The organism is Chryseobacterium oranimense, from assembly GCF_900129755.1.
Taxonomy (GTDB): domain Bacteria; phylum Bacteroidota; class Bacteroidia; order Flavobacteriales; family Weeksellaceae; genus Chryseobacterium; species Chryseobacterium oranimense.
This window is the reverse complement of the sequence record NZ_FQWT01000004.1, coordinates 188,391-204,848: the sequence shown is the minus strand read 5'-3', so window position 1 is coordinate 204,848 and position 16,458 is coordinate 188,391. Positions and strand designations below refer to the sequence as shown.

Below are 16,458 nucleotides of genomic sequence, written 5' to 3'. Positions count from 1 at the left end.
ACAATACAATGAATTATAGAAACCCTGATGAAAATGGATATTATGGTGAATTCGGAGGCGCTTTTATCCCCGAAATGCTGTATCCGAATGTAGAGGAACTTCAGAAAAACTATCTTGAGATCATAGAATCTGAAGAATTTCAGAATGAGTACCAGGACCTGCTTAAAAATTATGTAGGACGGGCTACTCCGCTCTATTTTGCTAAAAATTTAAGCCAGAAATACAATACCCGGATTTATTTAAAAAGAGAAGACCTCAACCATACCGGAGCCCATAAAATCAACAATGCTTTGGGACAGGTTCTTCTTGCAAAACGCCTTGGAAAAACAAGAATCATTGCAGAAACAGGAGCCGGACAGCATGGTGTGGCCACAGCTACGGCCTGCGCCCTGCTTGGACTGGAATGCATCGTTTATATGGGTGAAATCGACATCCAGCGCCAGGCCCCGAACGTAGCAAGGATGAAAATGCTTGGGGCGGAAGTTATTCCGGCAACATCAGGCTCAAAAACCCTGAAAGATGCTGTAAATGAAGCGCTAAGAGACTGGATCAACAATCCTGTGACCACTCATTATGTAATCGGAAGCGTGGTGGGGCCTCATCCTTTTCCCGACCTGGTGGCCAGATTCCAGAGTATTATTTCAAAAGAAATCAGGGAACAGCTGAAAGAAAAAACCGGAAGAGAAAATCCGGATTATGTAATTGCGTGTGTAGGCGGAGGAAGCAATGCCGCAGGAACTTTTTACCATTTTGTAGAAGAAAAAGAGGTGAAGATCATTGCCGCAGAAGCCGGCGGTCTTGGCGTAGATTCAGGAAAATCTGCCGCCACTACTTTCCTGGGAACACTTGGTGTTCTTCACGGAAGCAAAAGTCTTGTCATGCAGACTGAAGACGGCCAGGTGATTGAGCCCCACTCTATTTCTGCAGGTCTGGATTATCCGGGAATCGGGCCCTTCCATGCTCATCTTTTCAAAGAAAAAAGAGCGGAATTCTTCAGCATCAATGATGAGGAAGCTTTACAATCTGCTTTTGAACTGACTAAACTGGAAGGAATCATTCCCGCACTTGAAAGCTCACATGCGCTGGCGGTTCTGGATAAAAAGAAATTCCGTGAAGAAGACATCGTTGTGATCTGCCTGAGCGGCCGCGGCGATAAGGATATGGAAACGTATTTGAAAAATCTGTAATTATATGTATAAATGTAAAATGTATTCATGTAAAATGATTTCCAATACATGAAAATAACCAAAGCCGATAAAAAATCATGAATACATTCTACATAAATACATTTTACATCAATACAAATATCTAACATAGTAGAAAAAAAATGAAAAAACTAAATATATACTTCACAGCAGGAATTCCCCAACTGGAAGATACCGCTGATATTATAAAACTCATCCAGAATTCCGGTGCCAATATGATGGAAATTGGAATGCCTTATTCTGATCCGGTAGCAGACGGGCCGGTCATTCAGCAGGCCCACGAACTGGCACTAAAAAACGGAATGACCATTGAAAAACTGTTCTCCCAATTGAAAACCGTGAAAAATGATATTCATATTCCGGTTATCCTGATGGGATATATCAACCCTGTTTTAAGCTTCGGTTTTGAGAAATTCTGTCGTGAGTGTTCGGAAAGCGGAGTTTCAGGGCTTATTATTCCCGATCTTCCGCCTATTGAATTTGAAAACAATTATCAGCAGATTTTAAAAAAGTACAATCTTAATTTTACATTCCTCGTTACTCCTGAAACTTCCGATGAAAGAATTCTGTATTTAGATTCCTTAAGCTCAGGATTCCTGTATGCCGTAAGTTCCTCATCTACCACAGGAAACGATAATGCCGTTCTTAAAAATGAAAACTATCTTTCCCGCCTTGCATCACTCACTTTAAAAAACCCCGTGATGATAGGGTTCGGCATCAAATCCAAAGAAGATTTTGAGAATGTAACGGAAAAAGCAGCCGGCGGAATTATAGGAACCGCCTTTGTCAATACCCTTCTGAACCATAAAGACTGGAAGAATGCTGCCATAGATTTTATCCATGCTGTAAAAGGTTAAAATTCACTAAATTTGTATGTCAGAAAAATGGCACGGAATTACGATCCGTTACGGCCATTAAAAGAAACAGACATCAGCATATGAATACACATCAAAATAAATCAGTAGAATTTGAAGATCTGGGTATAAAAGAATACCAGCCAGCCTGGGATTATCAGGAAAGCCTGATGAAAAGTATTATCGATACCAAGATCAAAAACCGCGATTTACCTGCAGAACAGCATGTGATCACTCCCAATCATTTTTTGTTGGTGGAACATCCTCATGTGTATACCCTGGGAAAAAGCGGCCATGAAGAAAATATGCTGGCCGGCATCGACAAACTGAAGGAAATAGATGCCACTTTCGTAAAAGTAAACCGTGGCGGTGATATTACTTACCACGGTTATGGTCAGGTTGTCGGGTATCCCGTCCTTGATCTTGAAAATTTCTTTACAGATATTCATAAGTATATGCGGAACCTGGAAGAAGTGATCATCAGGACGATTGGTGAATATGGTCTTAAAGGAGAACGTTCCGAAGGAGAAACAGGAGTCTGGCTGGATGTGGGAAAACCTTATGCCAGAAAGATCTGTGCAATGGGAGTAAAAGCTTCCCGATGGGTAACCCTTCACGGTTTTGCTTTGAATGTGAATACCGATATGCGTTATTTCGAATACATCATTCCGTGCGGGATCAAAGACAAGCAGGTAACTTCTTTAAAAAGAGAGCTTGAAAGAGAACTTCCCCCTGAAGAAATGGAAGACCTGAAAGCAAAGATCAGAAAACACTTTGAAGATGTTTTTGAAGCCGAGCTTGTCACTAAAGTAGTGTGATAATAACAGCTGCAAAATTTCCATCAACGATGTTTTTTCATTTTCCTCCTAAAAAAGCGGATATCAATGACCCTACTTTCCTGGTTGTTGAAAATACTTTTTTTGCAAAATTCAAACGGGAAAATACAACAACCACCAAAACCGTATTTCTCACACAGGATACATTGGTATTTATATTAAAAGGAAATAAGCATCTGCATATAGACAATGAAACTATAACAGTGAACTCCAATGAGATCATTTTCCTCAGGAAAGGAATTTATGCGATGGCGGAATATTTTGAGGAAGGACTCAATTTTGAAGCGATCTTATTGTTTCTGAATCCTCAAACCGTACAGGAAGTGATCTCTGAGTATGGGCTCAATATCAATCATGCAGTCCCTGATGTTCAGTTTTTGAAACTGTCCACTAATAAAGTCATTGAAATATATAAAGAACAGCTTCAGGAGTATTTTGCCAACAACAGTTTAAAAGACAAGGGCATTTTGCTTCTTAAGCAGAAAGAAATTCTCTTTTATATTCTTAAAACAATGCCGCTCCCGCAGACCATGGCTTTCTGGAGCTCTGTAGTTTCCACCTCAACGGAAAGTATGATGTATACTGTAGAAAAATACCTCTTCCGGAATTTATCGGTGGAAGATCTTGCCAGGCTTACCAACAGAAGCGTTTCCACCTTTAAAAGAGAATTCAATACCATATATGGCTCTCCTCCCAAGAAATGGATCAACCAGAAACGCCTGGAACATGCAAAGCTTCTCCTGAATAATTCAAAAGATACCATTTCCCAGATATCAGACCAGTGCGGATTTGATAATTCTTCCTATTTCACCAGATTATTTAAAAAAACATATGGGCTTACGCCTTCCGATTTCCGGACGAATTGTTATACATAATGAACTTTTTGTACTAACCCGCTGACTGCTCCTATCATTAATTTTGAATAAAAAAAGATATGAAAATATTAATTGTAGGAGGCAACGGGACCATTGGAAAAAAAGTAAAAGAATCTTTACAGGACCATCACGAAATAATTACTGCCGGGAGAAACAGCGGAGATATCCATGTGGATATTTCTGATAAAAACTCTATCCGGAAAATGTTTGAACAGCTGAAAACCGTTGATGCCTGCATCTGTACGGCGGGAACCGGTTTTTATGGTGATTATTATTCAATGACCGAGGAAGATATGCTTCCCGGAATAAAAGGGAAATTAATAGGCCAGATGAATCTTGTACTCATCGGTAAAGATTTTCTGTCCAGAGAAGGCTCATTTACCCTTACCTCGGGCATTGCTGCAGAACATCCGGCTAAAAACGGAACTGCAGTAGCCATGATAAACGGTGCTATTAACAGTTTCGTTCTTGCATCAGCACAGGAACTCAAAAATGATTTAAGAATTAATGCAGTAAGCCCGGGGCTTGTTGAGGACAGTTTTGAAAGGTATAAAGGTTTGTTTCCCGGATATAATCTTGCCCCAATGAATAAAGTTGTTAATGCTTATATTTTAAGTACAGAAGGCGGTGTAAACGGAAAAATTTTAAAAGTCTATTCATAGATAAGATGTAAAAAGTTTTTCTTTCAACAAAAGCATCCGGCATTTTCCATATCCTGATTGTTTCAGATAAATATGTGCAGAACACATTCTTTAAAGCTTAAATTTCAAAACTTTCTTGCTACCGTGTTATTTTAAAACTTATTTTTGATCTCTCTGTAAACTTCAAATCACTTTTAATTTTTAAGTTGAAAAAATACATGAAACCATTTATCAGAATCCTCTGCACTGCGGGATTGCTTTTCACAGCATCTCAATCGTTCGCACAAAATAAAAATGATTATACAACCAGGATCGACAGCTTAATACAATCTCCAACATCCCCCAGACCTTTTAACGGAGTTGTCCTGATCACTCAAAACGGAAAAATAAAGTATTCGAAAGCATATGGTTTTCAGGACAGCCGAACGAAAGCTCCTTTGAAAATGGACAATCAGTTCGAGATTATGTCCAACACCAAACAGATTACTTCTGTACTAATATTAAAACAATTTGAAAAAGGAAGATTAGATCTGCAGGCTCCAATTAAAAAATACCTTCCTTCCCTGACTCAGCCCTGGGCAGATTCGGTTACTGTTCATCAGCTCTTAAATCATACTCATGGAATCGTTGACGCGGAGAAACCTTTACTGTTTAAACCGGGTACAGAATTCAAGTATGGAAATCTCTCGAATATCCTTTTAGGAAAGATTGTTGAAAAAACTTCCGGTAAACCATATATCCAGCAGGCTACTGATCTGTTCAAAAAACTTCATCTGAAAAACACCTTCTGCTATTCTAAAGATAGCCGCAGAAACCTGGTATATGGACATATGAACAAAGACAACAATTTTACCCTTGTTGAAAACTCATTTATTTCCGATGAAAATTTGCCTGCTGACGGTGTGATTACTACAGCAGAAGATATGGTACTTTGGAATTCACTCCTTCATAAAGGGAAAATTCTGACCTCTAAAAGTTATAAGCTCATGACCACAGCATCCACATTGTCACAGCATGATGTATTTGGAAAGGAGAAATCAGGTTACGGCTATAATATGCGTATCGTGAAATATAATGGTATTCCTTATTTGGGTCACACCGGTTTGGGTGATGGTTTTGCATCTCTGAATGTTTATGTACCTGGTTCCGATGTAAGCATTATTGTTCTGGAAAACCAAATGAGTGAAGACAGTAATTTATATTATTATCAGGAAGCGCTCATCCGAGATATTGTCTTACAAAGCAGCCTGATAAAGAACAAACCATAATTATTTTCAGATAATAACATATCCCGCCATCCTAATGAGCGGGATTTTTCTATATTTTACAATTCCATAAATTTTATTGATATAAAACAAAAGCTCTTTAAAACCATTTAAAACAAAGGTTTTCAATGAATAATTATTAAAATAATTGAATTTTTATAAAAAATAATTTGCCGGTATTTTATTTTTATTTACTTTTAATATCACAATAAAGTGAACTATTTTCACCGCCAGCTCTGCTAAAAACGATACACACCAAAAACTTAAAGCAATATATTCATTACTAACCACCAAATTATGAGAATTATGAGAAAATTTTTGTTATCAATGATGGTATTTGTGGCAGCCATGTCATTTAATTCCTGTACAGACTCCAATGCAGAACAGCAGATGAGTCAGAACGAAACCAACAGCAAAACTTTAACGGATCTGGGGAAAACAGTTCCGGTAGGGATAGAAAATGAAAACGGTACTCTGAAAGTATCTTTCATTGTTACCGCTCAGTTCTATACCATAACGCCTACAAAAGAAAATGAAGCGTACATCAATCTCATCAGAGAAGCGGTAAAGAACGAATCTCCTATCCAGGTTTTCATTAAACCTAATACTCATGAAATTGCCAAAGTGGAAAAAGGGAACGAAGAAGACATCCGCTTTTTCAAATCGGCTTACACCAAAGAGGTTAAAAATGAGACCAGCAAACTAACTAGTGTTCTTCCCAATGTCGCCACATTAAACAGCATGTTTGCCCTGATCAAAAACCAGGCTTGTGGTACTTCTACGGCATCTTCACCCTGCATTACCTTCAGATATCCTGTAGACGGATGCTACGCAAGAGCTCATAAAATGAGACAAATCCTGATCAATAATGGCTACGACTGTGAGAAACAGTTTGTATACGGAAATTTAAAAGCATCTACCGGTACCTGCTGTGTAGCATGGAGCTATCACGTTGCCATCCTCGTAAGCTATAAAAACGCTTCAGGTGTCACTGAAAAAAGAATTATTGACCCTTCCCTGTTCCCAAGCGGACCCGTTACGGATACAGCCTGGAGAAATGCCTGCATCAATACAAGCTGCGGATCTGCCTCTGTGTCATCTTATGCCAATACCGCCGGGAATGTTTACTACAGAAGCCCTGGAGCGTCTTATCTTTATGATGATAATCTGGTGAACACCAACTGTGTACTGAATATTTTCTCTTCCCTTTCAGGATGCTCTCCTTCACCGGCTCCAAGTGTGGCAAGCTGTGGATTTTAATTAATTTAAACAGCTTCTGCCGCTTTTTCATAACTTAATTGCAGAAGCTGTTTTACCAAATATTTTTTTATGAAAATCTGGACTTATATACTTTTAATACTATTTATGATCACATCCTGTTCCGGAAGTTCAGGCTCACAAAACCTGACCTGGTATAATAAATCGGTTATCACCAATGTGTCTGAAGATCCTGAAAAACCGGAAGAATTCACCCGGGTGTCCATCGGAATAAGTCCGCAGATTTTTTACCTGTTTAAAAAAGGACCGGACTATAAATCACTCCTTGAAAAAGCAGGACAAAGCCATAAAAAAGGGAAAGCCTATAATATCGGTATTGAAAACAACACCAATATTATAAAGCAGATCAACGAAATTCCCTGATCTGGCTTTCGTTTTTATCAGCATTTTACACTTAGAAGCAGACTGAATAAGGAGTTTAAATAACTTCCTTAAAATCCCCATCTGATGATGGGGATTTTATTATCTTATAACTGAAATTCCTGCATCCACCCTGATCTCTGCCCCATGAATATAAGAAGCCTCTTCGGAAGCCAGGAACAATACGGTACTGGCAATTTCAGACGGCTCACCTTGCCTTTTAAGAGGAATGGTAGGAATAATACCGCTAACCGCAGTTTCAATCTGCTCGGGATTCAATCCTGTATTGTTAAATATATTGGTTTTAATATGCCCGGGACTGATTCCGTTTACCCTTATTCCTCTTTCCGTAAGCTCTACAGCGAAAGTTTTAATAAAAGACTGTACGGCTGATTTTGCAGCAGAATAAACGGAAAAACTTGGCATTGCAATCTCGGTCGCTACAGAAGTATTAAAAATAACCGAGCTCCCTTTCTTCATTAATGGCAATACCTGCTGAACAGTAAAAAACGGGCCTTTTACCAGGGTATTGAAGAGTTGGTCAAAATGATTTTCATCTACATTTTCAATCGGTGAAAACTTTCCGAACCCGGCATTGGCAAATACCATATCAACATATTCTGTATGTTTTCTCACCTGCTCCTGAAGGTTCATAAGATCTTTCACGTTTCCTGCATCAGATACAATTCCGGAAGCATTTTTGCCTAATTTTCCCAATGCATGATGCACCGTTTCTTCACTTCTGCCCGTAATGATTGCTTTGCCTCCTTCCAGGATGAACTGCTGTGCCGTTGCGAATCCCATTCCATTAGTTCCCCCTGTGATCAGGGCTGTTTTGTCTTTAAATCTCTGCATTATTTTTTGTTTTAAAGTTTGCTGCAAAGTTTCAGATAAAGTGTTGTATAAAAAATCCGATTCTTGCGGAGTTCATTACTTGATCAACTTTTTCTAAAAAGAAAATCAATTAAATCTATCAAAATTAAATTGCATACAATTTAATTGGCTCTATATTTGCATCGTTATTTTAATCAATGAATAGAGTTTCATGATTAATTAAAAAAAAATTTAATTTAAAATTAGAAAAATGTCATTAATAGAAAACTTACAATGGAGACATGCCGTAAAAGCATATGATCCTTCAAAAAAAGTAACAGAGGAAAATCTTAATACCATTTTAGAAGCAGCAAGGCTGGCTCCTACTTCTTCAGGACTTCAGCCATTCCGCATCATTGTTGTGGAAAATCAGGAATTAAAGGAAAAAATGATGGCCGGAGCTTTGAATCCTGAAGTGATGAGAGATTCTTCCCATGTCCTGGTATTCGCTGCCTGGGACAGTTATTCCAATGAAAAAATCGATAAAGTATACGATTATCATACCGATGTAAGGGATTTACCAAGAGGACGTTTCAACAGTTATACGGATAAACTCAAAGAAATATACGGAGCTCAGACTCCTGAAGAGCATTTTGCCCATACAGCACGCCAGACTTATATTGCATTAGGCTTAGCTATGGCCCAGGCTGCAGAATTAAAGATCGACAGCACCCCTGCGGAAGGATTCAGTAATGAAGTTGTGGATGAAATTCTGGGATTAAAAGAACTGGGATTAAAAAGTGTAAGCCTTCTGTATCTTGGGTATAGAGATGAAAAAAATGACTGGCTTTCAACGATGAAAAAAGTAAGGATTCCTATGGAAGAATTCATCATCAAAAAATAATAGATAACTCCAACTTTCATGTTTCATCTTTATGGAAAATTCAAAATCATTACAGCTGGAAAACCAGATTTGCTTTCCGCTTTATGTGATCGCAAAAGAGATCACAGGTCTTTACCGCCCGTTTCTTGATGAGATTGGCATTACCTATCCGCAGTATCTTGTGATGATGGTATTATGGGAAAATGATGGTCTTCCGGTGAACCATATCGGTGAAAAACTGTTTCTGGACAGCGGAACTTTAACACCACTCCTGAAAAGGCTTGAATCTAAAGGAATTATTTCCAGAAAGAGAAAAAAAGAAGATGAAAGAGTGGTTGAAGTATTTCTAACCGAAGCCGGAAAACAGCTGCAAAAGAAAGCCTGTGAAATTCCTGGAAAAATACAGACAACCATTGGAATAGAAACAGAAGACCTGCTCCATCTCAAAGAAACGGTCTTAAAAATATTAAACAAAATAGAAAATAAATGAAAACATTATATACAACACAAGTAACTGCACAGGGAGGAAGAAACGGTCATGTAAAAAGTGAAAACGGAGTTCTTGACCTTGATGTAAGAATGCCTAAAGCTTTAGGCGGCGCCAATGACGATTTTGCTAATCCTGAAATGCTTTTTGCAGCCGGATACTCAGCGTGTTTTGACAGTGCCCTTAACCGAGTGATCAGTTTATCCAAAGTAAAAACCGGTGAAACAACCGTTACAGCAAAGGTTAGTATAGGCCAGCTGGAAAACGGAGGGTTTGGCCTGGCTGCAGAGCTTGATGTAAATATCCCAGGAGTTTCTATTGAAGAAGCACAGGAATTAACGGAAAAAGCCCACCAGATCTGTCCATATTCCAATGCGACGAGAGGTAATATCGAGGTGAAGCTTTCGGTGACAAATAACTAAAATCTGTTCCTTTTTTATAAAAAAATCTGTTTCTTTGGAGGCAGATTTTTTATTTACAAATGACACTCAGTCCAATCATTGCCATTTTATCGTCAAAGTATAGAAGCAGATTAACAGAAATAGTACACCCATAGTATGAATAGTAATTTTTTTATTGTTTTTCTGTTGGCTTTGTTTATTTTATTAATTAAATACTATACTCCAAAAATAAAGGGATTAATTGGCGAAAATAAAGTTTCAAAAGCTTTAAAAAGGCTCAATAAAGAAAAATACATTGTCCTGAATAATATTGAGTTGAACATTAAGGGCTCCACTTCACAGATAGATCATATTATTGTTTCAGATTATGGAATCTTTGTTATCGAAACCAAGAATTACAAAGGCTGGATTTTAGGCTATGAAAATGATAAATTCTGGACCCAGGCTATTTATAAATACAGACGCAAGTTTTACAATCCTGTTTTGCAAAATCAAGGTCATATCTATGCATTAAAACATGTACTGAGAAACTATAAGTATCTGAGGTACTACTCGATAGTTGCATTTACAAAAAGAGCAACCCTTAAAACCAAAACATATACTGATGTTGTTTACATCAACAGATTAGTTAAAACAATAAAAAAATATGATTCGTTTTACATTAACGAACGGACCAAAAGTGAAATTGTTGCCCTAATTCTGACGGCAAAAACAAACGGCCGGAATAAAGATAAAAAACTCCAGACTAATTATAACATCAATAAAAATATTGTATGCCCGAATTGTGGCGGAAACCTTATCGAGAGAAGCGGTAAATATGGAAGCTTTCTGGGCTGCAGTAATTATCCGGGTTGCAAATACACAAGGAATAAAAAGCAATAACTTTTATTAGTACACGGGAGTAAAAACTATTTTCCCTGCAAAAAATGTTTATTTTTATTGTCATCATCTTATGAAAAATCGTAAACAAGCTTTCAAAATATTTATTACCATCCTGCTTTTATGGCTGTGTGGACACTTGATTTATATAACTATTGACGGTTTGACAGACAAAAATAAGCACGCAGACATCGCTGTAGTTTTAGGCAATACTGTAAATGAAGATGGAACCCTTTCAAAGAGACTCGAAAAACGTATGGAATGTGGACTTAACCTTTATCGTTCCGGACGGGTGAAAAAAATAGTAGTGAGTGGCGGACTTGGAAAAGAAGGATTTTACGAAGGGGACAAAATGAAAGAGTATTTAATTAAAAACAAAGTACCTGACAGCGTTATCATTGTCGACAATTTTGGCAATAACACACTTGCAACCGTGAATAATACGCTTAAATTAAAAGACAGTTTACATTTTCAAAGTTTAATTGTTGTTTCCCAATATTTTCATTTGACAAGAACTAAAATGTTATTCAGAAAGCAACATTTTGAAAATGTGAGCAGTGTAAGTCCCCAATATTTTGAATTGAGAGACCTCTATTCGTTACTGAGAGAATTTGTGGCTTATTATATAGGATAAGATATCATAAAAACGACAGATTATCTCGTCGTTGAATCGCTCATTTTAAAAATATCCATTTTTTTAACTGAAAATAGCGCGGAATTAAAAAACTATTTTCAATTTAAAAATTATTTATTTTTATCTTATAATTTGGATGGCATAATGCATTAAGCTGACTGCAAGTAACAACCGTAATAGGATATACGTGAACAAAGAAACAGCGAATTACATTAGAAATTATTTCAGCAACTTAATGACAGACGATGAAAAACTGGCATTGAAATATCATATGTACACGTATAAAACTGAGAGCAACCCGAAAATGAGAAAAATGATGGTTGACAAAGGTTGGATTAGCGAACAACCCAATATAAAAGAATTTCTCAAAGACGGATATGAAGAATTTGAATTAAATGTTGCCAAGCGGATAATGAATGAAGTTCCTGAAAAAGTTTTTCTGAATAATTGTCCAAAATGTAACAAACTCGCAAGGACACCATTCGCAAGGCAGTGCAGATATTGTGGAAATAATTGGCACAGCTTAACCGTTGCACAGTTTAAACTTGAAAACTCGGTTCAAATAACAGGCCGACCATTTTTTCTATTAGGACAAATTACAAAAGGGGAAATTAAACAAGGACAATTTATGGACTTAACAATATTAGGCATAAACAAAAAGCCAAAAATTGAAGCAATTGAATTTGCCCTTAAACGACAAGACGGAAGAGTATGGGAAGACATTGGACTCGGGACAAACGAACTAACAGAAGAAGAAAAAGAATTTATAAAAAATAAAGGTTCGTTTAGAATACCGTTTGACATAATAAATGAACGGTGAGAACAGCAACTGGTAACGTCGCCTGGCAATATGAAGACTTTGATTACGAGCGTAAAAAATTAGATGATTTAAAAATTTTAAATAACAATTAAAACAAAAATTATGGCGAATATTAATCCACACGTTAATTTCAATGGTAATGCAGAAGAAGCATTCAACTTTTACAGATCAGTATTTGGTGGAGAGTTTACAAAAATCGTTCGGTTTAAAGATCTGGCTAATGCTGAATTTCCGGTATCAGAAAAGGAAGCAGATAAAATAATGCACATTGCTTTACCAATCGGCCACACGGTTTTAATGGCGAATGATGTACCTGAAATACTGGGACGCACTAACGAAAATGAGAACAGAAGCAAAATTGTCATTAATGCAGAAAGCAAAGAGGAAGCAGATAAAATATTCAACGGACTTTCCGCAGGCGGGCAGATTGAAATGCCTATTTCCGACAGTCCATGGGGTTCTTATTTCGGTATGTTCAGAGACAAATATGGAATTGAATGGATGGTAGAATTTGACTCCTGATCATAAATAATAAATACTTCATTCTAGATTCTAAAGATAAAAAAGCAAGGATTTTCAGTCAAAATCCTTGCTTTTTCTATTTGATATCTGTATTTGATAAATGCCCCGGTTATCTCGTCGTTGAATCGCTTCTTTTAAAGGCATCTACCCTTTTATAAGAATCATTCTTTTCTTTTTCCTTTTTATCTGAAATCAGAATACCGAAGAGATGATCGATTTCATGCTGAAAGATAACTGCAGTAAAGCCCTCTACAATTTCGGAATACTTCTGCCCTTTCAGATCAACATATTCCAGCTGAATCACTTTACTTCTGTAGAACTGATCCCTGAATTCAGGAATGGATAAATCACCTTCCGGACCAAGATTCTGTAGTTCCGATTTCCAGACAATCACGGGATTGATGAAATATTCCAAAGGACTTCCTTCTTTATCAAAACGCTGAACCCAGATCACTTTCCTGTTGATCCCGACCTGTGGCGCTGCAATTCCTACTCCGCCATCCGTTGAAAGAAGAGATTCTTTCATTCTTTTCACTAAAGTTGCCGTATTGGGGTCAACCGGATCTATTTCTGTAGAAAGGTTGAGTAAAGTTTTGTGCTGATGTGCATCTGTGGTCTGGTAAATGGGCAATGCCGTGCTGATTTCTCCCTGATTGATCAGTGAAATTTCGTTTGATGTAAGTTTCTGAGCATTGATAAGGCCGATAAATAAGATGAGCAGAAAAGATATTTTTTTCATTTTTATTATTTGTAGTGTAAAGATAAATATTGTGCTGCAATTTTTCATGAGCCACGCATTCTAAGTTTGAATGCCTAAGCTTAGAATAACTTTTTTTGTTGAAAAATCTTCTGTAGTGAGAAAGGAAAATAAGGAATCTGGATTTTATAAAAAAGAGTATAATCGTTTTTTATGAATTAAAAATAGTTTTTTTCAATTCAAAATTACAAAAGCATATACATTTCTGCGTAGCCACCAACAGGTCCGCATAATTGGGAGTGAGACCTAAACAAACACCTACAATCGACTTTGTTATGTTCTGTTTAATTTTTTAATATTTTTCATAAATATAAATACATTAAAATTCATATTATCAAAATATACTCGGAAAAACTGATGATTATATTTATAATAATTTTTATATTTAAAGTAACTAAAAACTATAACATATGAGCTATCCTGTACTAAAAGCAAATCAAAGCTATTCTAACGTTGAAGTAAGAGAATCAGCTAATACTGGTCTGTCTTATGATCAAATGACTGTCATATTTAGAGGAGCAGTAGATCAAGGACAAGAATTTTACGGATCCGAGGGTGGAAAACTATGTGTAAAATGCTCTAATTGGGCAGGAGATTTAACACATCAACCTGCATTCTGTGCTAGCGGGTATAATGGTATCTCTGTTGGTCAGGCAGAAATAACAACTTTCTAAAGAAAAGAATGGAGAGAAGGCTTCGACTCCGCTCAGCCTGACAGTGGAAAATATTACGGATAGTATTATCATTGTCAGGCTGAGCGGAGTCGAAGCCTTTTTTATAATTACAAAATTCTTTGCTGAAAAAAGACTTTCAGAATTTAAAATGTCTTCGTCATATCCGCCGGAATTATCAGGTTGAAATCCGTCGGGATATAGTCTTTTGCAGGAACTTTAAGCTCCGGATCTTCCGATTCAAAGACAGAAATCACTGCCATTTTAAGGTTCGGGTTTTTCTGTTTGATGTACCAGTAAATTCCTCCGAATTCTTTGCTGTGATAGTTTCCATTGTAGTGAATGAAAGTTTTTCCGGCCTGAATATTTTTCAGAATCGATTCGGCCATGGTAGCATCTTTTGTGGCCTGTGCTGAAATGAAGTTCATCACTTTGGTTCCTTCTGCATGGTCGCCCATCATAGCTTTCATCTCCTGATAACCTGGGGTATCCAGGGTTACTTTAATAGGAAGCTGGGCAATATAGGTTTTCTCTCGGGCACTTAGTGTATTCAGAGATTCAAGACCCTCTTTTGCAGTTTGGGAGGCATATCTTCTTGGAATATTGGTTGCAATGAAGTTCAGCTTTTTGGTTTTGGCAAAATCAACCAGAGGTTTGTAGTCTGTCCCATAATTGTTCCATAAACGGGCTGAGTCTTTCAACGTTTTGGCATCAAACTTTCCATTTAAATACTGATTCAGCTGCTCCTGATTATCCCTTTCGAACATTTCCGCTCCCAGAATGATCTGCCCGTTCTTTTTTTCAAACAAACCTTCGGTCACCTTCAGCTGAAGCCAGTGATTGATAGAGCTGTTATGATTTTCGCCAAAGAAAACCACATCATACTCAGCCAGCTCTTTAACCAGTTTATCGGTTTTTATTTCTTTTCCTTTTTTATCATAAAACTGGTAAGCTTTAAGATCCTGCCCGCTTAATGAGCAGAAGCCTGCCAGTAAAATGGCGATGAAAATATTCTTCATTATATTAATTTATTTCAAATTTAGCAAAAAGGCAAATGGGCAGAATTGCAAAACTGCATTTTCCTGTCTCAGAAAGTTTTTATTTTGAGTATTATCACAATTAAAACCAACCCTTCTTTGCTTTCTCAGCTTTTTAGCCTTTCAGTAATTTCGCCTTTTCACTTCAAAAAACAAAATACCGCCTTGAATAAAAAAACAAAACGGTCCGCTTAAAATCATCTAACTATTTATTTCTCTAATTCTGCCACAAGGTCTTTCCACTCCTGCAGCTCAGGAATTCCTGGTTTTCTTTTTCCGAAGAACTGAACGATGAAGTCTCCTTCTTTATTGAATACCTCAATAGCCGTCACTTCTCCGTCTTCCGTAGGTTTTTTAACGATCCATGCTTCGGCAATTTTCGTAACATCCAGGTGTAAGTTGAAATCCGGGTCCATTACATTGAACCATTGCTGGTGCCAAAGGGTTTTCTTCACATTCCCGGTGTGAATCTGGATAATTCCCCTGTTTCCTACGAACACCATGATCGGGATATTCTTTTCTGAGGCATCTTCCAGAACATTTACTACTTTGGAATTGTCAATTTTTTTAGCAAATCCTTCAGGAGCCAGTCTCAATGCCTGGGTTCTGCTTACCCCGAATTTTCTCGTCATCATAAAGAAATCGTGGGTATCTTTTAATTCTGTCCATGCTTTTTTGAATCCTTCCGCATCAATTTCAGAATCCGCCTTTTCAGGAGCTTTAGGAGTTACAGTTTCAATTGTTAAAGGCTGGTTTTGATCTTCAGCTTTAAATTTTTCCACAATAGCATTGAATGCAGCTTCATCACTGTCTTTTGTCAGATATATTTTATGAAGGGCCAAACCATCTTTTCCGAAGAACTGAAGACTCTTTTTATCGCCTTCCACAACTGCAAAAGCAGATATCCAGTGGTTAAGAAATATCCTGAGGTCAATATCTTCACCTACGAAAAGCTGGGCATGCGGACTGCTGAAATCGCCGTTCTGGTAAGTGCCTTTTCTTTCATGAACGCATTCGTCGTTACGGGTAAGAGCCATTACTTTGCCTAATTTTTCTGCTTCGGAAAGGAGGGCAGGAAATTCCGGCTTAAGTACTGTTACTCCTTCGCCTATACTTGTTGCCAATAGTTCAGCTTCACTCACTCCAAGCTGTGCTGCGGCATTTCTTATTCTGATGTGTGGATTTTCTGTTTTCAGAGCTTCCCATTTTTCCTTTAAATCATTAACTAATGTGCTCATTA

The 16,458-nt window shown here is 37.4% G+C and carries 20 protein-coding genes; 16 read left to right on the top strand and 4 right to left on the bottom strand.

The features are described 5' to 3' along the window. Nucleotides 1-8: 8 nt before the first annotated feature. The 8 genes from trpB (at nucleotide 9) to BUB03_RS13900 (ending at nucleotide 7,317) form a co-directional block, all read left to right on the top strand. On the top strand, nucleotides 9-1,187 hold the full coding sequence (gene trpB, locus BUB03_RS13935; protein ID WP_073064170.1) for a tryptophan synthase subunit beta: 1,179 nt from the start codon (nucleotides 9-11) through the stop codon (nucleotides 1,185-1,187). 140 nt (nucleotides 1,188-1,327) lie between these two features. Further along, nucleotides 1,328-2,062 (top strand): tryptophan synthase subunit alpha, encoded by a 735-nt coding sequence (gene trpA / locus BUB03_RS13930; RefSeq protein ID WP_073064167.1) that lies wholly within the window; start codon nucleotides 1,328-1,330, stop codon nucleotides 2,060-2,062. Between the two features lie 80 nt (nucleotides 2,063-2,142). After that, on the top strand, nucleotides 2,143-2,877 hold the full coding sequence (lipB, locus tag BUB03_RS13925) for a lipoyl(octanoyl) transferase LipB (RefSeq protein WP_073064164.1): 735 nt from the start codon (nucleotides 2,143-2,145) through the stop codon (nucleotides 2,875-2,877). Nucleotides 2,878-2,906: 29 nt separating this feature from the next. After that, nucleotides 2,907-3,770, top strand: a complete 864-nt coding sequence (locus BUB03_RS13920; protein ID WP_139258862.1) for a helix-turn-helix domain-containing protein — start codon at nucleotides 2,907-2,909, stop codon at nucleotides 3,768-3,770. A gap of 59 nt (nucleotides 3,771-3,829) precedes the next feature. Then, a complete protein-coding gene (locus BUB03_RS13915; protein WP_073064158.1) occupies nucleotides 3,830-4,432 on the top strand; it encodes a short chain dehydrogenase in 603 nt (200 codons plus the stop codon). A gap of 197 nt (nucleotides 4,433-4,629) precedes the next feature. Then, on the top strand, nucleotides 4,630-5,679 hold the full coding sequence (locus BUB03_RS13910; protein ID WP_073064156.1) for a serine hydrolase domain-containing protein: 1,050 nt from the start codon (nucleotides 4,630-4,632) through the stop codon (nucleotides 5,677-5,679). Between the two features lie 303 nt (nucleotides 5,680-5,982). After that, the gene (locus tag BUB03_RS13905) at nucleotides 5,983-6,936 is read left to right on the top strand and encodes a protein-glutamine glutaminase (RefSeq protein ID WP_139258860.1); all 954 of its coding nucleotides are present in this window, start codon (nucleotides 5,983-5,985) and stop codon (nucleotides 6,934-6,936) included. Between the two features lie 105 nt (nucleotides 6,937-7,041). Further along, complete coding sequence (locus BUB03_RS13900) at nucleotides 7,042-7,317, top strand: hypothetical protein (RefSeq protein WP_073064153.1); 276 nt, start codon at nucleotides 7,042-7,044, stop codon at nucleotides 7,315-7,317. A 99-nt stretch (nucleotides 7,318-7,416) separates the two neighbouring features. Here the strand turns inward: BUB03_RS13900 and BUB03_RS13895 are convergent, their stop codons facing one another. Beyond that, entirely contained in the window at nucleotides 7,417-8,169 is a 753-nt protein-coding gene (locus BUB03_RS13895; protein WP_073064151.1) for an SDR family oxidoreductase, read from the bottom strand. A gap of 229 nt (nucleotides 8,170-8,398) precedes the next feature. Between BUB03_RS13895 and BUB03_RS13890 the strand changes: the two genes are divergently transcribed. From BUB03_RS13890 to BUB03_RS13860, 7 genes are all read left to right on the top strand, one after another. Next, nucleotides 8,399-9,031, top strand: coding sequence for an NAD(P)H-dependent oxidoreductase (locus tag BUB03_RS13890; RefSeq protein WP_073064149.1), 633 nt, complete (start codon nucleotides 8,399-8,401; stop codon nucleotides 9,029-9,031). Nucleotides 9,032-9,062: 31 nt separating this feature from the next. Further along, nucleotides 9,063-9,500, top strand: coding sequence for a MarR family winged helix-turn-helix transcriptional regulator (locus tag BUB03_RS13885; protein ID WP_040995990.1), 438 nt, complete (start codon nucleotides 9,063-9,065; stop codon nucleotides 9,498-9,500). Then, nucleotides 9,497-9,919 carry an organic hydroperoxide resistance protein gene (locus BUB03_RS13880; protein WP_073064148.1) on the top strand — a complete coding sequence of 141 codons (423 nt, stop codon included), beginning with the start codon at nucleotides 9,497-9,499 and terminating at the stop codon, nucleotides 9,917-9,919. The genes BUB03_RS13885 and BUB03_RS13880 overlap by 4 nt, the downstream gene beginning before the upstream one ends. Nucleotides 9,920-10,054: 135 nt before the next feature. After that, complete coding sequence (locus BUB03_RS13875; RefSeq protein ID WP_073064146.1) at nucleotides 10,055-10,780, top strand: NERD domain-containing protein; 726 nt, start codon at nucleotides 10,055-10,057, stop codon at nucleotides 10,778-10,780. 160 nt (nucleotides 10,781-10,940) lie between these two features. Beyond that, nucleotides 10,941-11,411, top strand: a complete 471-nt coding sequence (locus BUB03_RS13870; RefSeq protein WP_228417888.1) for a YdcF family protein — start codon at nucleotides 10,941-10,943, stop codon at nucleotides 11,409-11,411. 235 nt (nucleotides 11,412-11,646) lie between these two features. Beyond that, nucleotides 11,647-12,231 (top strand): hypothetical protein, encoded by a 585-nt coding sequence (locus BUB03_RS21910; RefSeq protein WP_073064142.1) that lies wholly within the window; start codon nucleotides 11,647-11,649, stop codon nucleotides 12,229-12,231. Nucleotides 12,232-12,333: 102 nt separating this feature from the next. Beyond that, nucleotides 12,334-12,753 (top strand): VOC family protein, encoded by a 420-nt coding sequence (locus BUB03_RS13860; RefSeq protein WP_073064141.1) that lies wholly within the window; start codon nucleotides 12,334-12,336, stop codon nucleotides 12,751-12,753. A gap of 109 nt (nucleotides 12,754-12,862) precedes the next feature. Here BUB03_RS13860 and def read toward each other — a convergent pair whose 3' ends face one another. Next, the gene (gene def / locus BUB03_RS13855) at nucleotides 12,863-13,492 is read right to left on the bottom strand and encodes a peptide deformylase (RefSeq protein ID WP_073064139.1); all 630 of its coding nucleotides are present in this window, start codon (nucleotides 13,490-13,492) and stop codon (nucleotides 12,863-12,865) included. Nucleotides 13,493-13,920: 428 nt separating this feature from the next. Between def and BUB03_RS13850 the strand changes: the two genes are divergently transcribed. Continuing rightward, a complete protein-coding gene (locus tag BUB03_RS13850) occupies nucleotides 13,921-14,184 on the top strand; it encodes a hypothetical protein (protein ID WP_073064137.1) in 264 nt (87 codons plus the stop codon). A 143-nt stretch (nucleotides 14,185-14,327) separates the two neighbouring features. Here the strand turns inward: BUB03_RS13850 and BUB03_RS13845 are convergent, their stop codons facing one another. Further along, nucleotides 14,328-15,200: a ChaN family lipoprotein gene (locus BUB03_RS13845; protein WP_073064136.1), complete on the bottom strand. Its 873-nt coding sequence runs from the start codon at nucleotides 15,198-15,200 to the stop codon at nucleotides 14,328-14,330. Between the two features lie 227 nt (nucleotides 15,201-15,427). Beyond that, nucleotides 15,428-16,456, bottom strand: coding sequence for a hemin-degrading factor (locus BUB03_RS13840; RefSeq protein WP_073064133.1), 1,029 nt, complete (start codon nucleotides 16,454-16,456; stop codon nucleotides 15,428-15,430). Between the last annotated feature and the right edge of the window lie 2 nt (nucleotides 16,457-16,458).

What these genes read in the sequence shown, in the direction of transcription:
- BUB03_RS21910 (WP_073064142.1), top strand. Translation starts at nt 11,647, where the DNA reads ATGACAGACGATGAAAAACTGGCATTGAAATATCATATGTACACGTAT.
- BUB03_RS13860 (WP_073064141.1), top strand. Translation starts at nt 12,334, where the DNA reads ATGGCGAATATTAATCCACACGTTAATTTCAATGGTAATGCAGAAGAA.
- BUB03_RS13900 (WP_073064153.1), top strand. Translation starts at nt 7,042, where the DNA reads ATGATCACATCCTGTTCCGGAAGTTCAGGCTCACAAAACCTGACCTGG.
- trpB (WP_073064170.1), top strand. Translation starts at nt 9, where the DNA reads ATGAATTATAGAAACCCTGATGAAAATGGATATTATGGTGAATTCGGA.
- BUB03_RS13920 (WP_139258862.1), top strand. Translation starts at nt 2,907, where the DNA reads ATGTTTTTTCATTTTCCTCCTAAAAAAGCGGATATCAATGACCCTACT.
- BUB03_RS13885 (WP_040995990.1), top strand. Translation starts at nt 9,063, where the DNA reads ATGGAAAATTCAAAATCATTACAGCTGGAAAACCAGATTTGCTTTCCG.
- lipB (WP_073064164.1), top strand. Translation starts at nt 2,143, where the DNA reads ATGAATACACATCAAAATAAATCAGTAGAATTTGAAGATCTGGGTATA.
- BUB03_RS13840 (WP_073064133.1), bottom strand. Translation starts at nt 16,456, where the DNA reads ATGAGCACATTAGTTAATGATTTAAAGGAAAAATGGGAAGCTCTGAAA.
- BUB03_RS13850 (WP_073064137.1), top strand. Translation starts at nt 13,921, where the DNA reads ATGAGCTATCCTGTACTAAAAGCAAATCAAAGCTATTCTAACGTTGAA.
- BUB03_RS13880 (WP_073064148.1), top strand. Translation starts at nt 9,497, where the DNA reads ATGAAAACATTATATACAACACAAGTAACTGCACAGGGAGGAAGAAAC.
- BUB03_RS13890 (WP_073064149.1), top strand. Translation starts at nt 8,399, where the DNA reads ATGTCATTAATAGAAAACTTACAATGGAGACATGCCGTAAAAGCATAT.
- BUB03_RS13845 (WP_073064136.1), bottom strand. Translation starts at nt 15,200, where the DNA reads ATGAAGAATATTTTCATCGCCATTTTACTGGCAGGCTTCTGCTCATTA.
- BUB03_RS13910 (WP_073064156.1), top strand. Translation starts at nt 4,630, where the DNA reads ATGAAACCATTTATCAGAATCCTCTGCACTGCGGGATTGCTTTTCACA.
- trpA (WP_073064167.1), top strand. Translation starts at nt 1,328, where the DNA reads ATGAAAAAACTAAATATATACTTCACAGCAGGAATTCCCCAACTGGAA.
- BUB03_RS13915 (WP_073064158.1), top strand. Translation starts at nt 3,830, where the DNA reads ATGAAAATATTAATTGTAGGAGGCAACGGGACCATTGGAAAAAAAGTA.
- BUB03_RS13875 (WP_073064146.1), top strand. Translation starts at nt 10,055, where the DNA reads ATGAATAGTAATTTTTTTATTGTTTTTCTGTTGGCTTTGTTTATTTTA.
- def (WP_073064139.1), bottom strand. Translation starts at nt 13,492, where the DNA reads ATGAAAAAAATATCTTTTCTGCTCATCTTATTTATCGGCCTTATCAAT.
- BUB03_RS13905 (WP_139258860.1), top strand. Translation starts at nt 5,983, where the DNA reads ATGAGAAAATTTTTGTTATCAATGATGGTATTTGTGGCAGCCATGTCA.
- BUB03_RS13895 (WP_073064151.1), bottom strand. Translation starts at nt 8,169, where the DNA reads ATGCAGAGATTTAAAGACAAAACAGCCCTGATCACAGGGGGAACTAAT.